The following is a 15,893-nucleotide window of genomic DNA, read 5'->3' as shown; positions in this document are numbered from 1 at the left end:
AGAGCCGTGGCGGCCCGATCCCCCCCCGGGCCGCCACGGCTTCGTGACATCGGCGAGTGAGCGATCGGTGCGAGCGCGCAGAACCGGCGGCCGGGTCCGTCCGGTGAAAACGCCGTGGCGGAACGTCGCTGTGGGCGAGGATGTCCCGTGGTCGGCCCGGACCCGGTCCGGCCGCACAAGACATCGGGGGGAACCATGTCGACACGAAGATCCCTGCTCGCGCTCTGCGGGGTCGCCGCGGTCGCGCTCACCGCACTGCCGGGAACCGCGACCGCCGCACCCCACCACAGCCGGCTCCTCCCGGTTTCGGCCTCGCACACGGATTCCGCCGCACCGCACACCGCGTTCCCCTGGGCCGGCCAGGACGTGCCGCTGGGCGCGTCGAAGTCGGCCGGCCGGCCGCACGTGTCGCGCGTCCACCTGACGTTCGACGTCGCCGCGTTCGCGGGCGCGGGGGTCAGCGCCGCGACCCTGCACCTGCGCGAGAGCGCGGTGGCCGACTGCGCCAAGCGCGCGATCGAGCTGTGGGAGACGAAGACCGCCACCGTGGACCCGACCTGGGCGACCGCGCCGGAGCGCGAGCGCTGGGTGGACGACTTCACCGCCACCGACCTCTGCGTCGGCTACCCGTCCTTCGACGTGGCGGCGATCGTGCGCGACGCGCTGAGCCGGGGCAAGTCCCGGATCACGCTGGAGATCGCGGTGCCCGCGCGGTTCGAGCGCGAGGTCCAGTACGGCCGCGCGCTCGACGGGTACTACGGCGCCGCGCTGACCGTGCAGCACAACCGGGCCCCGTCGATCGTGGAGCAGCACCGGTACAACGGTGGCCTGCCCTGCGCGACCACCGCCCCGTACCCGAGGTTGAGCAAGCACTTCGTCGTGCTCGAAGCACTGCCGGCCGACCCCGACCCGGACGACCAGCGGGGTTCCGGGGGCGCCGTCGACTTCGCCCTGTGGCCGCAGGACGACCAGGCGACGCGGACCGAGCAGCGCGCGCAGCACACCGGGACGACCAGGGTGGCGCGGTGGGAGTTCGCGGCGGGCCTGTTCACCGACGGGCGCACGTACTCGTGGCAGGCCCGCGTCACGGACGGCGCCGACACCTCGGAGTGGTCCGAGCCGTGCCACTTCACCGTCGACGGGACCGACCCGCCCGTGCCGGCGGTGACCTCCGCCAACTACCCGCTGGACGAATCCGGGTGGGCCCCGGTGGGTGAGCCGGGCGTGTTCACCTTCGACGGCGGCGGCGACGAGGACGTCAAGGGCTTCGAGTGGACCTGGGGCGAGTTCTCCGTGCCCGGCTGCACGTACGGCGAGCTGAACAGGCTGATCTGCCCCGACCGGTTCACCGGCGGGACCACCGTCCGGGCCGACCGGCTCGGCGGCACGGCCACCGCGGCCCTCACCCCGCCCGGCTCGGGACTGCGAAAGCTGCGGGTGCGGGCCATCGACGCCGCGGGCCGCAGCTCGCAGCCGGTCTCGTTCCAGATCTTCGTGCCCAGCAGCCACCCCGCGGTGTCCGTGGTGGGGGAGCCGCCCCGGTTCGGCCACGACGTGACGCTGAGGTTCACGCCGCACGCGGACGTCGCCGACCGCACCGTCGACTTCGCCTACCAGCTCGACGGGCAGGAGCAGCGCGTCGTCCCGGTCGGCCCGGACGGCACGGCGACCGTCACGTTCCGCGCCGACCGGGAGAACGGCCACCAGGTGTCCGTGCGCAGTCGCAGCGACAACGGCTGGACGTCGGACCGCGCGTCCTGGTCGTTGGCCTTCCCTCCGTGGCCGGGCGTGACCTCGGACGCCTACCCCGCCGACGGCGTCCCGCACGGCGGGACCGGCGTGCCGGGCACGTTCACCTTCACGCCGCCGCCCACGTGGTCGGGGGCCGCCGCGTACCGGTACTCCTTCGACTGGCTGGAGCCGCACACCGAGGTCGCCGCCGGCTCCGACGGCACCGCGACGATCACCTGGACGCCACCCGCTCCCGGCTGGTACAGCCTGAGCGTCTACGCGATCCGGCCCGACGGGACGGTCAGCACCTACGACGCCACGTACTCGTTCGGCGTCGCCTGACCGCACCGAGCCCCGACCGGCTCGACCAGGCCGCAGGGACTGGAGCCGGCGCAGCGTCCGGGTGAGGACCTGCCGGGAGACGCCGCCGATCAGCTCGGCCGGCTCACCGGGGTGGATGGTCGGCGAACCCGTCGCTGACCATCCACCGCTACCCGGCCTTCACCGACGTGGTCGACCCGGGCACCGCCAAGCGCGTCGCGGCGTTCCTGGCCGCCGGCGGGCAAGATCGTCGTGACCCCCGCAGACCGGGTTCCGGCAAGGCCGACGTAACGCTGTCCTCGAACTTGAGACGCAGGTCACAGCGCTGATCGGCCGTTCGCCGGAGGTCGCCGGCACGGCCTTGCGCGGTCCCGAAGACCACCCTGGCGGACCCGACCCCTGTGCGTCCTGGGTAACCGGGCGCTCACGCCCGGTGTCGGACAGGTGAAGTACCCGGTGACGCGGCCCAAGGCGACCGGCCGCTCAGTCGGTCGCCTCTAGCCCGGCCGGAGTCGGACCCCGGTCACGGGGCCCGATCGCCCCGTCCCGGGGTCGGGGCTAGGGGAGCCCTAGGGGTTGGCCGTGTTCACCGGCCGGTCGTAGCTTTGCGCCATGGCTGGTGGGATGGAATTGAATTCCATCGCTGCCTCGGCGCCTCCCACCGAATACCTCGCCGCGCACGTCGTCGCCGACGACGCGGAGATGTTCGGTGTCGCTCAGGACAAAGACGTCCGGAAATCGCTCAGGGTCGGTCGGGTCCCCATGCCCGAAATCGCCCCCGACGAGGTGCTCGTTGCGGTGATGGCCAGTTCGATCAACTACAACACGGTGTGGTCGGCGACCTTCGAACCGGTCTCGACCTTCGAATTCCTGCGCAGGTTCGGCAAGCAGGGCGGGTACGCGGCGCGGCACGACCTGCCCTACCACGTGCTCGGCTCCGACGCCTCCGGCGTCGTGGTGCGGGTCGGCGACGGCGTCCGGCACTGGAAGCCGGGCGACCACGTCGTGGTGAGCTGCGTGCAGGTCGACGACCAGCAACCCGCCACGCACGCGGACGGCATGCTCGGCGCCGACCAGCGCATCTGGGGCTTCGAGACCAACTTCGGCGGCCTCGCCCACTACGCGGTGGTGCGCGCCAGCCAACTGCTGGTCAAACCGGCCCACCTCACGTGGGAGGAGGCGGCGTCCGCGCCGCTGTGCGCGAGCACCGCCTACCGGATGCTCGTCAGCGACAAGGGCGCCCGCGTCAAGCAGGGCGACGTCGTGCTCATCTGGGGCGCCACCGGCGGCCTCGGGGCGAACGCCGTGCAACTGGTCAAGAACGGCGGCGGCATCCCGGTCGGCGTCGTCGGCTCCGAGGCCAAGGCGGAAGTCGCCCGAAAACTCGGCTGCGACGTCGTCATCAACCGCGCGGAAATAGGCCTGACCACGCCCCGCGACGGGCAGCACGCCATCGAAATGGGCAAGGTCCTCGGCCGGGCCATCCGCCGGGAAGTCGGCGAAGACCCCCACATCGCCTTCGACTACATCGGGCGCGCCACGTTCGGCATCTCCGTTTTCGTCGTCCGCAAGGGCGGCACCGTGGTCACCTGCGGGTCGAGCACCGGGTACCAGCACGAATTCGACAACCGCTACCTGTGGATGAACCTCAAGCGGATCATCGGCAGCCACGCGGCGAACCTCCAGGAGCAGTGGGAGTGCAACCGGCTGTTCCAGCTCGGCCACGTCGTGCCCGTGCTGTCGGCCGTCTACCCGCTCGAGGACGTCGGTGAAGCCGCCCGCCTGGTCCAGAACAACGAGCACGTCGGCAAGGTCGGGGTGCTGTGCCTGGCGCCGGAGGCCGGTCTCGGCGTGACCGACCCCGACCTGCGGGCCCGCATCGGGGAAGACCGCCTCAACCTCCTGCGGGTGACGCCGTGACGAGCATGCGGGAGCGGGTCGACGAGCTCACCGCGCTGCGCGAGTCGGTGCACCAGGGCCCCGACCCCTCCGCCACCCGCCGCCAGCACGACAAGGGCAAGCTCACCGCGCACGAGCGGATCGCGCTCCTCGTGGACGAAGGCTCCTTCCACGAGATCGAACCGTTCCGCAGGCACCGCGCGGTCGGGTTCGGCATGGAGGACCGCAAACCGCACAGCGACGGCGTCATCACCGGCTGGGGGATGGTCGAAGGCCGCACGGTCTTCGTCTACGCCCACGACTTCCGCGTCTTCGGCGGCGCCCTCGGCGAAGCGCACGCCGAGAAGATCCACAAGGTGATGGACCTCGCCGCCGCCGCGGGCGCACCGCTGGTCGGCCTCAACGACGGCGCGGGCGCGCGCATCCAGGAAGGAGTCACCGCCCTCGCCGGCTACGGCGGCATCTTCCAGCGCCACACCCGCAACTCCGGCGTCATCCCGCAGATCTCCGTCATGCTCGGGCCCTGCGCCGGCGGCGCGGCCTACTCACCGGCCCTGACCGACTTCGTGTTCATGGTCCGCGACACCTCGCAGATGTTCATCACCGGCCCGGACGTCGTCCAGGCCGTCACCGGCGAGAAGATCGACATGAACGGCCTGGGCGGCGCCGACGTGCACGCCGGCGTCTCCGGCGTGGCCACCTTCGCCTACGACGACGAGGAGAGCTGCCTGGCCGACGTGCGCTACCTGCTCTCCCTGCTGCCCGCCAACAACCGCGAACTGCCGCCCGTCGCCCACTCCGACGACCCCGCCGACCGGACCACCGACGCGCTGCTCGACCTCGTCCCCTCCGACCCGCAGCAGTCCTACGACATGCGCGCCGTCATCGCCGAGATCGCGGACGACGGAGAGCACTTCGAGATCAGCCCCACCTGGGCCGACAACATCCTGTGCGCCCTGATCCGCCTGGACGGCCACGTCACCGGCGTCATCGCCAACCAACCCGCCGTCCTCGCCGGCGTCCTGGACATCCACGCCAGCGAGAAGGCCGCGCGGTTCGTCCAGCTGTGCGACGCGTTCAACATCCCGCTCGTCACCCTCGTCGACGTGCCCGGCTTCCTGCCCGGCGTCGCCCAGGAGCACGGCGGCATCATCCGGCACGGCGCCAAGCTCCTCTACGCCTACTGCAACGCCACCGTGCCCCGCGTCCAGCTCATCCTCCGCAAGGCCTACGGCGGCGCCTACATCGTCATGGACTCCCGCTCCATCGGCGCCGACATCTCCCTCGCCTGGCCCACCAACGAGATCGCCGTCATGGGCGCCGAAGGCGCGGCCAACGTCATCTTCCGCCGCGAGATCGCCGCCGCCGACGACCCCGCCGCCATGCGCGCCCAGAAGATCAAGGAATACCGGAGCGAGCTGCTCCACCCCTACTACGCGGCCGAACGGGGCCTCGTCGACGACGTGATCGACCCGAGGCACACCCGGCTCACCCTGATCAGGGCACTGGACATGCTGCGTGGCAAGCACGCGGACCTCCCGTCCCGCAAGCACGGAAACCCGCCGGTCTGATGACCGCGCTACAGACATCCATCCAGGTGATCCGGGGCGGAGTCCCAGACGACCGGGAACTCGCGGCGCTCACCGCCGTGGTGCTCGCCCTCGCGGCGGGCGCGCGGCGACGCGCCGGGCCTCCGGAACGCCCCCGAGCGGGGTGGAACCGCATTCCCCCAGTGCGGTTCCACCCGGCCGGGTCCTGGCGCTCGTGAGGAGTGGACACGTGCACCGCAGACAGCCCGTCGGGATCCTCGGGACAGGCTCGTACCTGCCCAAGGAGGAGATCGGCAACGCCGAGATCGCGGAGCGGGTCGGCGTCACCCCGGAGTGGATCGAACGCAAGACCCACATCCGCACCCGCCGCTTCGCCGCACCCGGCGAAGCCACCTCCGACCTCGCCGTGCACGCGGCCACCGCGGCCCTGGAGCAGGCCGGGCTCGACGCGGACCGCGTCGACTACCTGATCGTCTCCACCTCCACCGGCGACCACCCGCAACCACCCACCGCGTACGTCGTCCAGCACGCCCTCGGCGCCTACCGCGCGGCCTGCCTCGACGTGAACGTCGTGTGCAGCGGGTTCGTCTACGCCCTCGCCCTGGCGCACAGCCTGGTGACGCAGAAACCCGGCGCGCACGCCCTCGTCGTCGCCGCCGACGTCTACTCCCGCATCCTCGACCACTCCGACCGCCGCACCGCCATCCTGTTCGCCGACGGCGCGGGCGCGGCCGTCGTGGGACCGGCCGCGGACGGCGGCGGCATCATCGGCTTCGACCTCGCCAGCCGCGGCGACGAGCACGGCCTGATCCGCGTCGAAGCGGGCGGCAGCAGGCTCCCCGCCTCCGCCGAGACCGTCGCCGACGGCAGCCACTACTTCCGCATGGAGGGCCGCAAGGTCCGGGAGTTCGTCGAACGCGAAGTCCCACCCGCGTTGGCGGGCCTCGCGAGCCGCACGGGCATCGACCTCGCCGAGGTGCACCACTTCGTGCCGCACCAGGCCAACGGCGTGATGATCGACGACCTGGTGCGCCTGTGCGGCCTCACCTCCGCCACCACGCACCGCACGGTCGAGAAGTACGGCAACACGGGCAGCGCGTCGGTCGCCGTCGCGCTCGACGAAGCCAACCGCACCGGCCAGCTGGCACCCGGCCAGCTGGTGCTGCTCGCCGGGTTCGGCGGCGGCATGGCGATCGGATCCTGCTTGATGAGGTGGGCCTCCTGATGAGCACGACAGTCGAGATGGACGAGACGGGCGTGGCGGTCGGAACGCGCGGCGTGGTCGTGATGGGCGAGATCAAGAAGATGGGTGTCGTCGGCTGCGGCACCATGGGCGCGGGCATCGTCGAAGTCGCCGCCCGCGCCGGGCTCGACGTCCTGGTCGCCGTGTCCCGACCCGCGTCCGAGGTGGCCGGCCGCGCCCGGCTGACCAGGTCGCTGGACAAGGCCGTGCGCAAGGAGAAGATCACCGAGGCCGAGCGCGACGCGGCGCTGTCCGCCGTCGTGTTCACCACCGACCTCGCCGACCTCGCCGACCGGCAGCTCGTCGTGGAGGCCACCACCGAGGACGAGGACGCCAAGCTCTCGGTGTTCCGCCGCATCGACGCGGTCGTCGAGGCGCCCGACGCGATCCTCGCGTCGACCACGTCGTCCATCCCGATCTCGCGGCTCGCCAAGGTCAGCTCCCGACCCGACCACGTGATCGGCGTGCACTTCTTCAACCCGGTGCCCGCCATGCCGCTGGTGGAGCTGATCGGCTCGCTGCTCACCGACCCCGACGTGTACGCGCGCACCGAGGCCTTCGTCGCCGGGACCCTGCACAAGCAGCCCGTGCGCTCCGGCGACCGGGCCGGGTTCATCGTCAACGCCCTGCTGATCCCGTACCTGCTGGCGGGCATCCGCATGGTGGAGAGCGGCTTCTCCTCCGCCGAAGACGTCGACAAGGCGATGACGCTCGGCTGCGCGCACCCCATGGGGCCGCTGGCGCTGGCCGACCTGATCGGCCTCGACACGGTGTCCGCCATCTCGACCGCGATGTACGGCGAGTTCCGCGAACCCCACTACAGCCCGCCGCACCTGCTGCTGCGCATGGTCGACGCCGGCCTGCTCGGCCGCAAGACCGGCCGCGGTTTCCACATCTACCAGCCGTGACGGGTGGAGGAACGATGAGCAACGCGGACCTGCCCTCCGACCCACTCCCGGGCCTGCCGGCGGACCCTCCCGCCGACTTCCCCGAAGACGCCGTCGCCGTCGTCGGCATCGCGTGCCGCTTCCCCGGCGCCGCCGACCCGGACGCGTACTGGCGACTGCTGCGCACCGGCGGGGACGCGATCGGCTCCCCACCCGCCGACCGCGGCCTGCCGCCGTCGGTGCGCGGTGGTTTCCTCGACCGGGTCGACGGGTTCGACGCCGCGTTCTTCGGCATCTCCCCCCGCGAGGCCGCCGCGGTGGACCCGCAGCAGCGCCTGGCGCTGGAACTGGCCTGGGAGGCCCTGGAAGACGCCGGCATCGTCCCCCCGGGCACCCGCCGCCCGTCGCACGACCGGGTGATGAACGGCCGGGATGACAACCAAACGGGCCTCTCACAGCATGCCGTTAGTAACGGACGCGGCAACGGGGCAGACGAAGGCCACCCGCCCCCGGCCCGAGCGGAGTCGGACTCGGAACCGGGTTCGGACTCGGATGCCGACCCCGGCACGGGCACGGGCACGAGTGCGGGTGCGGGTGTGGGCTCGGGCGCGCGCCCCAGCGCGGGCTCCGGCACCACCGCCGGCACCGGCACCGGCACCACCGCCACCGCCGGCACCAGTTCCGGCCCCGCTGCCGCCGGCGTCGGTTCCGGCACCGACGCGGGTTCCGGGGTCGGGGTCTACCTCGGCGCCATCTGGGACGACTACTCCCGGCTGGGTGGTGAGATCACCCAGCACACCGCCACCGGCGGCAGCCGGGGGATGATCGCCAACCGGGTCTCGTACCTGCTGGGGCTGGACGGGCCGTCGCTGGTCGTCGACACCGGCCAGTCGTCGTCGCTCGTCGCCGTGCACCTCGCGGCGGAGGCGTTGCGGCGCGGGGAGTCGACGGTCGCGCTCGCCGGCGGCGTGAACCTCAACCTGCACCCGGACACCTTCGAGGTGAACCGGAAGTTCGGGGCGCTGTCCGCCGACGGCCGCAGCTACACCTTCGACGCCCGCGCGAACGGCTACGTGCGCGGCGAGGGTGGTGGCGTCGTCGTGCTCAAGTTGCTGGCGGACGCGGTCCGGGACGGAGACCGCGTCCACGCCGTGCTTCTCGGCGGCGCGGTGAACAACGACGGCGGTGGCACCACGCTCACCGCGCCCTCCCGCGAGGGCCAGGAACGGGTGTTGCGCAGCGCGTACGCGCGGGCCGGGGTGGACCCGGGGTCGGTGGCGTTCGTCGAGCTGCACGGGACCGGCACGCCGGTCGGCGATCCCGTCGAGGCGGCCGCGCTGGGCGCGGTGCTCGGCGCCGGGCGGGACGAGGCGCTGCCGGTCGGGTCGGCGAAGACCAACATCGGGCACCTCGAAGGGGCGGCGGGCATCGCCGGGCTCATCAAGGCGGTGTTGTGCCTGCGGGAGCGGCAGTTGGCGCCGAGCCTCAACTTCGCCACACCCAACCCCGCGATCCCGTTGGCGGAGCTGCGGCTCCGGGTGAACGGCCAGGTGCTGCCGCTGGCGGGCCGGGTCACGGCCGGGGTCAGCTCGTTCGGCATGGGCGGCACGAACGCGCACGTCGTCGTGGCGGCGTGGGAAGGCGCGCCGGTCGAAGCGACCAAGCCCGCCGAGCAGCGCGAGCGCGCCGCCGGGTCGGAGACAGGGACAGAGACGGAGACAGGCACGGGGACGGCTGCCGAGGCGGCTCGGTGGCCGGTGCCCGTGCTGCTGTCCGGGCGGACGCGGGAAGCGTTGGCGGCGCAGGCGGAGCGGGTGGCGGGAGTCGGGGCGGACCTGGCGGACGTGGCGCATTCGCTCGCCACCACCCGCACGCACTTCGAGTACCGCGCGGTCGAGTGGGTCACCGAACTGGGCGCGCTGCGCGGGTTCGACGCCACGGGCCGCGGGCCGGTGGTCGACGGCGGGCTGGCCGTGCTGTTCACCGGTCAGGGCAGCCAGTGGGCCGGGATGGGACGGGCCCTGCACGCGCGGTTCCCCGTGTTCGCCGAGGCGTTCGACGCCGTGTGCGCCGGGTTCGACCTCGGGCGACCGCTGAAGGACGTCGTGTTCGGCGAGGACGACGAGCTGCTCGCCCGGACGAAGTTCACCCAGGCCGCGCTGTTCGCGTTCGAGGTCGCCCTGTTCCGGCTCCTGGAGCACCACGGCGTCACCCCCGACTTCGTGATGGGTCACTCGATCGGCGAACTGGCCGCCGCGCACGTCGCCGGTGTGCTGAGCCTCGCCGACGCCACCGCGCTCGTCACCGCCCGGGGCTCCCTGATGCAGGCCCTGCCGGCCGGCGGCGCGATGGTGTCCCTCCAAGCCACCGAGGACGAGGTGCGCGCCGCGCTGGAGGACGGCGTGGCGATCGCCGCCGTCAACGGCCCCGCCTCCACCGTCGTCTCCGGCGACGAGGCCGCGGTCCTCGCGGTCGCCGCGAAGTTCGCCAAGGTCCGCAGGCTCAACGTCAGCCACGCCTTCCACTCGCACCTGATGGACCCGATGCTGGCCGAGTTCCGCCGCGTCGCCGAGGGCCTGACGTTCCACCCGCCGCGCATCCCGGTCGTGTCCAACCTGACCGGTGGCGTGCCGGGCGCGGAGATCGCCACCGCCGACTACTGGGTCCGGCACGCCCGCGAGGCCGTCCGGTTCTTCGACGGCATCCGCTGCCTGGAGGACCGGGGCGTCCGGACGTTCCTGGAGCTCGGCCCCAAGGCGGTGCTCGCGGTGATGGGCCGGGACTGCGTGCGGCGGCCCGACTCGGCGTTCGTGGCGACCGCGCGTGCCAACCGGCCCGAGACCGACGCGGTGCTCAACGCCCTCGGCGACCTCCACGTGCGCGGCACGCGCGTCGACTGGACGGGGTTCACGCCCGGCCGCCGCGTCGCCCTGCCCACCTACCCGTTCCAGCGGAGCAGGCACTGGCTCGGCGAGACCGCCGACGAGCCGACCCGCACCGCCGCGGTCGAGGACGTCGAGGCTCTGGTGCGCGAGGAGATCGCCAAGGTCCTCGGCGCCGACCCGGCGTCGGTCGAGTTCGGCCGCACGTTCCAGGCGTTGGGCTTCGACTCGGTGATGGGCGTGGAGCTGGGCGACCGGCTCACCGCGGCCACCGGCGTCCGGGTGCCCGCCACGCTGGTGTTCGACCACCCGACCGCCGACGCGGTGACGCGGTTCCTGAAGGCCGAGCCGCAGGGCGAACCCGTCCACCGGGCCGCGAACGCCGACCAGGACGACCCGATCGCCATCGTCGGCATGAGCGTCCGCCTCCCCGGCGGCATCGACAGCCCCGAGGACTTCTGGCGGCTGCTGGACGAGGGCGGCGACGCCATCGGCACGTTCCCGGCCGACCGCGGCTGGGACCTCGCCGCCCTGCACGACCCCGACCCGGAACACCTGGGCACCTCCTACACCCGGCACGGCGGCTTCCTCGCCGATGCGGCCGGCTTCGACGCCGACTTCTTCGGCGTCTCCCCGCGCGAGGCGCTGGCGATGGACCCGCAGCAGCGGCTGTTCCTGGAAACCTCCTGGGAGGTGTTCGAGAGCGCGGGCATCGACCCGGAGTCGTTGCGCGGCAGCGACACCGGCGTCTTCGCGGGTGTCATGTACCACGACTACGGCACGGGCAACGCGGCCGCCGGCCTGGAGGGCTTCCGGATGACCGGCGGCGCGGGCAGCGTCGTCTCCGGCCGCGTCGCCTACACCCTGGGCCTGGAGGGACCGGCCGTCAGCGTCGACACGGCGTGCTCGTCGTCGCTGGTCGCGCTGCACATGGCGGTGCGCGCGCTGCGCGGCGGCGAGTGCTCGCTCGCGGTCGCGGGCGGTGTCACGGTGCTGGCCTCGCCGTTCACGTTCGTCGAGTTCTCCCGCCAGCGCGGGCTGTCACCGGACGGCCGCTGCAAGTCCTTCGCCGCGGCGGCGGACGGCACCGGCTGGGCCGAGGGCGTCGGCACGGTGCTGCTGGAACGGCTGTCCGACGCCCGCCGCCACGGCCGGCGGGTCCTGGGCGTCGTGCGCGGCACGGCGGTGAACCAGGACGGCGCCTCCAACGGCCTCACCGCGCCCAACGGCCCGGCACAGCAGCGCGTCATCCGCCAAGCCCTCGCGGACGCGGGCCTGCGCCCCTCCGACGTGGACGCCGTCGAGGCGCACGGCACCGGCACCAGGCTGGGCGACCCGATCGAGGCGCAGGCGCTGCTGGCCACCTACGGCCAGGACCGCGCGGAGCCGCTGTGGCTGGGCTCGGTCAAGTCGAACATCGGCCACACCCAGGCCGCCGCCGGTGTCGCGGGCGTGATCAAGACCGTGCTGGCCATGCGCCACGGCGTCCTGCCGCGCACCCTGCACGTGGACGAGCCGTCGCCGAAGGTGGACTGGGCCGCGGGCCGGGTCGAGCTGCTCACCGACGCCCGGCCCTGGCCGGAGGTCGACCGGCCGCGCCGCGCGGCGGTGTCGTCGTTCGGCATCAGCGGCACCAACGCGCACGTCATCGTGGAGCAGGCGCCGGTCGAGGAGGAGGAGCGCCACGACCTGACCGGCCTCCCGCTCATCGTGTCCGCCCGCACCCCCCTGGCTGCCGCGGCGCAGGCGGACCGGCTGACCGCGTTCCTGGCCGACCACCCCGGGCAGCGCGAGGTCGACGTCGCCCACACCCTCGCCTCCCGCGCCGCCATGCCGCACCGGCTGGTGCTGCGCGACGGCCGGGAGATCGCGAGCGGCACCGCCGGCGGCAAGCTCGCGCTGCTGTTCACCGGGCAGGGCAGCCAACGCCTCGGCATGGGCCGTGAGCTGCGTGAGCGCTTCCCGGTGTTCGCGTCGGCGTTCGACGCGGCGTGCGCGGCGCTGGACGCCGAGCTGGACCGGCCGCTCAAGGACGTCGTCGACGGCGACCAGGACGCCCTGGACACCACCGCCTACACCCAGACCGCGCTGTTCGCGTTCGAGGTGGCCCTGTTCCGGCTGCTGGCGAGCCTCGGCGTCGAGCCGGACTTCGTGGCGGGCCACTCCATCGGCGAACTGGCCGCCGCGCACGTGGCCGGGGTGCTGAGCCTGCCGGACGCGGCCGCGCTCGTGGCGGCGCGCGGCCGGCTCATGCAGGCCCTGCCGGCCGGCGGCGCGATGGTCTCCGTCCTCGCCACCGAGGCCGACGTGCGCGCCGCGTTGGAGGACGGCGTGGCGATCGCGGCGGTCAACGGACCCGCGTCCACGGTCCTCTCCGGCGAGGAGCGGGCCGTCCTGCGGGTCGCCGCGCGGTTCGCCAAGAGCAGGCGGCTCCGGGTGAGCCACGCGTTCCACTCGCCGCTGATGGACCCGATGCTGGCGGACTTCCGCCGCGTCGCCGAAGGGCTGACCTACCACGCGCCGACCGTGCCGGTCGTCTCCAACGTCACCGGACAGCCCGCCGGCGACGAGATGCGCACCCCGGAGTACTGGGTGCGGCACGTCAGCCGGGCGGTCCGGTTCGCCGACGGCGTCCGGGCCCTGCGGGAGGCGGGTGCGACCACGTTCCTGGAGGTCGGGCCGGACGCCGTGCTCACCGGCATGGGGCAGGACTGCCTGCCCGACGACGAGGTCGGTTTCGTGCCCGCGCTGCGCCGCGACAAGCCCGAGGCCGCCACCCTCGTCGACGCCCTGGCCAAGGTCTGGGCCCGGGGCGTCCCCGTGGACTGGACCGCGCTGCTGGCGCCGCTGCGGCCCAAGCCGGTCCAACTGCCCACCTACCCGTTCGAGCACCGCCGGTTCTGGCTCGCCGCGCAGAGCGGCGACCGGGCCACCGGGCACCCGTTGTTCGGCACGGGCGTCCCGCTGGCCGCCACCGACGGCCTGGTGCGCACGGCGAAGCTGTCCGTGGCGAAGCACCCGTGGCTCGCCGACCACGCGATCATGGGCACGGTCGTGGTGCCCGCCGCCGCGATGGTGGACCTCGCCCTGGTCGCCGCCGACGAGCTGGACTGCGCCGGGATCGAAGAGCTGACCCTCGAAGCGCCGCTGGTGCTGCCCGAGCAGGGCGCGGTGGACGTGCAGCTCACCGTGGACGCCCCGGACACGGCCGGGTCGCGTGCCTTCCAAGTGCACTTCCGCTCCGGTGACGAACCGTGGACCAGGCACGCCCAAGGCGTCCTCGGCGCCGTGCCGGAAGCGCCGGAGGCCCCGGCCGCGGCCTGGCCGGCGGACGCCGAGCCGGTCGACCTGGCCGGCTGGTACGCCGACCTGGCCGACGGCGGCTTCGACTACGGCCCCGCGTTCCAGGGGCTGCGGTCGGCCCGCAAGCGCGGTCGCGAGGTGTTCGCCGAGGTCGAGCTGACCGAGGGCCTGGACGCCGCGCGCTTCGCCCTGCACCCGGTGGTGCTGGACGCCGCGCTGCACGCCATCGGCCTCGGCGCGCTGCCGCCGGCGCCGGGCCGGACCCGGCTGCCGTTCGCGTGGAGCGGCGTCCGGCTGCACCGGGCGGGCGTCGCCGCGGCCCGGGTGCGCGTCGCGCCGGTCGCCGACGACGCCGTGTCGATCCTGCTGACCGACGAGCACGGCGCGCCGGTGGCGTCGGTCGAGTCGCTGACCGTGCGGGAGGTGTCGCCCGACCGGCTCGTCCGGGCCGACGACGCGCTGCTGGAGGTGACGTGGACGCCGAGCCCGTCGGGCGGTCGGACCGGACCCGTCGAGGTCCGGCGGCTCGCCACCACCACCGGCGACGTCCCGAGGGCCGTGCGGGCGGCCGTGGCCGAGGCGCTGGAAGTCGTGCGGGAACGGCTCGCCGGCGACGACGAGGCGCCGCTGGTGCTGGTGACCCGCAACGGCACCGGGGACGCGGTCGACCTGGCGCACGCCGCCGTGTGGGGCCTGGTGCGCTCGGCGCAGACCGAGCACCCCGGGCGGTTCGCGCTGCTGGACACCGACCGGGACGTCACCGACGACGAAGTGGCCGCGTTCGCCTCCTCCGGTGAGCCGCAGCAGGCGCTGCGCGGGGACGTCGTGCTCCGGCCGCGCCTGGCCGGCGCCGTGCGCAGGCCCACCGACCGCACCTGGGACCCGGAGGGCACGGTCCTGGTGACCGGCGCCACCGGGGCCCTGGGCGCGCTCGTCGCCCGGCACCTGGTGGGTGAGCACGGCGTGCGGCGGCTGCTGCTCGCCTCGCGGCGACCGCAGGACCCGGTGCTGGTCGCCGAGCTGACCGCCAACGGCGCGGACGTGCGCACGGTCGCGTGCGACGTGTCCGACCGCGCCGGCGTGCGGGCACTGCTCGCCGGCGTCCCCGCCGAGCACCCGCTCACCGCCGTGGTGCACGCGGCGGGCGTGCTGGACGACGCGCCGATCGGGTCGCTGACCCCGGCGCGGATCGACACCGTGCTGCGACCCAAGGTCGACGCCGCGTGGCACCTGCACGAGCTGACGCGCGAACTGGACCTGAAGGCGTTCGTGCTGTTCTCCTCCGCGTCCGGCGTGGTCGGCGCGGCGGGGCAGGCGAACTACGCGGCGGCCAACTCGTTCCTCGACGCCCTGGCCCGGCAGCGCGCCGCCGCCGGTCTGCCCGCGACCTCCCTGGCCTGGGCTCCGTGGGCGGAGCTGGGCATGGCGGGCACGCTCGACGAGGCGCACCTGAACCGGCTCGCCCGGATCGGCATGTCGGCGTTGTCCACGACGGACGGCCTCGCCCTGTTCGACGCCGCGCTGGCGCTGGACAACCCGGAGGTCGTGCCGCTGCGGGTGGACCCGGCGGTGCTGCGCGACCAGGGCGAGGACCTGCCGCCGCTGCTGCGGGGTCTGGTGCCGGCCCGACCGCGCAAGGTCGAGCGGACCGCGCCGGACGTCGCGTTCGGCGACCGGCTGGCGGGCATGTCGGCCGCCGAGCGGGTCAAGGCCGTGCTGGACCTGGTGCGCGCCGAGGTGGCGAAGGTGCTCGACCACCCGGACCCGGCGGGCGTGGACGTGCGGCGCGGCTTCAAGGAGCTGGGCCTGGACTCGCTGACGTCGGTGGAGCTGCGCAACCGGCTCAACCGGGCGTCGGGTCTGCGGCTCTCGCCCACGGTCATCTTCAACTACCCGACACCGCGCGAGCTCGCCGAGCACCTGCGCGCCGAACTGCTCCCCGAGGTCGAGGAGCAGGAGCACACCACCCCGCCCGTCGAGCGGGTCGACGGACCGGACGTCGACGCGCTGGACGTGGCCGACCTGATCCGACTGGCCCGCGCCAGCATCGAGGACTGAGCCCGCCGGCAGACCGGCG

At 73.8% G+C, this 15,893-nt stretch carries 7 protein-coding genes; all 7 read left to right on the top strand.

The annotated features are described in order from the left end of the window. The first annotated feature begins 195 nt into the window (after positions 1–195). A complete protein-coding gene (locus EDD40_RS05630) occupies positions 196–2,073 on the top strand; it encodes a CBM96 family carbohydrate-binding protein (RefSeq protein ID WP_148088693.1) in 1,878 nt (625 codons plus the stop codon). Between the two features lie 591 nt (positions 2,074–2,664). Then, a complete protein-coding gene (gene ccrA / locus EDD40_RS05625; RefSeq protein ID WP_201440315.1) occupies positions 2,665–3,972 on the top strand; it encodes a crotonyl-CoA carboxylase/reductase in 1,308 nt (435 codons plus the stop codon). A 5-nt stretch (positions 3,973–3,977) separates the two neighbouring features. Then, on the top strand, positions 3,978–5,522 hold the full coding sequence (locus EDD40_RS05620) for an acyl-CoA carboxylase subunit beta (RefSeq protein ID WP_123741932.1): 1,545 nt from the start codon (positions 3,978–3,980) through the stop codon (positions 5,520–5,522). Next, positions 5,522–5,719, top strand: coding sequence for an acyl-CoA carboxylase epsilon subunit (locus EDD40_RS44755; RefSeq protein ID WP_123741931.1), 198 nt, complete (start codon positions 5,522–5,524; stop codon positions 5,717–5,719). Before EDD40_RS05620 ends, EDD40_RS44755 begins: the two co-directional genes overlap by 1 nt. An 11-nt stretch (positions 5,720–5,730) precedes the next feature. Beyond that, a complete protein-coding gene (locus tag EDD40_RS05610) occupies positions 5,731–6,726 on the top strand; it encodes a 3-oxoacyl-ACP synthase III family protein (protein WP_123741930.1) in 996 nt (331 codons plus the stop codon). A gap of 62 nt (positions 6,727–6,788) precedes the next feature. Next, the gene (locus EDD40_RS05605) at positions 6,789–7,652 is read left to right on the top strand and encodes a 3-hydroxybutyryl-CoA dehydrogenase (protein ID WP_123747790.1); all 864 of its coding nucleotides are present in this window, start codon (positions 6,789–6,791) and stop codon (positions 7,650–7,652) included. Positions 7,653–7,666: 14 nt separating this feature from the next. Then, entirely contained in the window at positions 7,667–15,874 is an 8,208-nt protein-coding gene (locus tag EDD40_RS42495; protein ID WP_123741929.1) for a type I polyketide synthase, read from the top strand. Positions 15,875–15,893 lie beyond the last annotated feature (19 nt).

The sequence above is a fragment of the Saccharothrix texasensis genome, from assembly GCF_003752005.1.
In the GTDB taxonomy this organism is placed as follows: Bacteria; Actinomycetota; Actinomycetes; order Mycobacteriales; family Pseudonocardiaceae; genus Actinosynnema; species Actinosynnema texasense.
Note: the sequence above shows the minus strand (reverse complement) of the source record. Positions and strands in the feature narration are given on the sequence as shown.

Excerpts from the sequence above, each read along its gene's own strand:
- EDD40_RS42495 (WP_123741929.1), top strand. The coding sequence starts at position 7,667 with ATGAGCAACGCGGACCTGCCCTCCGACCCACTCCCGGGCCTGCCGGCG.
- EDD40_RS05605 (WP_123747790.1), top strand. The coding sequence starts at position 6,789 with ATGGGCGAGATCAAGAAGATGGGTGTCGTCGGCTGCGGCACCATGGGC.
- EDD40_RS44755 (WP_123741931.1), top strand. The coding sequence starts at position 5,522 with ATGACCGCGCTACAGACATCCATCCAGGTGATCCGGGGCGGAGTCCCA.
- EDD40_RS05620 (WP_123741932.1), top strand. The coding sequence starts at position 3,978 with ATGCGGGAGCGGGTCGACGAGCTCACCGCGCTGCGCGAGTCGGTGCAC.
- ccrA (WP_201440315.1), top strand. The coding sequence starts at position 2,665 with ATGGCTGGTGGGATGGAATTGAATTCCATCGCTGCCTCGGCGCCTCCC.
- EDD40_RS05630 (WP_148088693.1), top strand. The coding sequence starts at position 196 with ATGTCGACACGAAGATCCCTGCTCGCGCTCTGCGGGGTCGCCGCGGTC.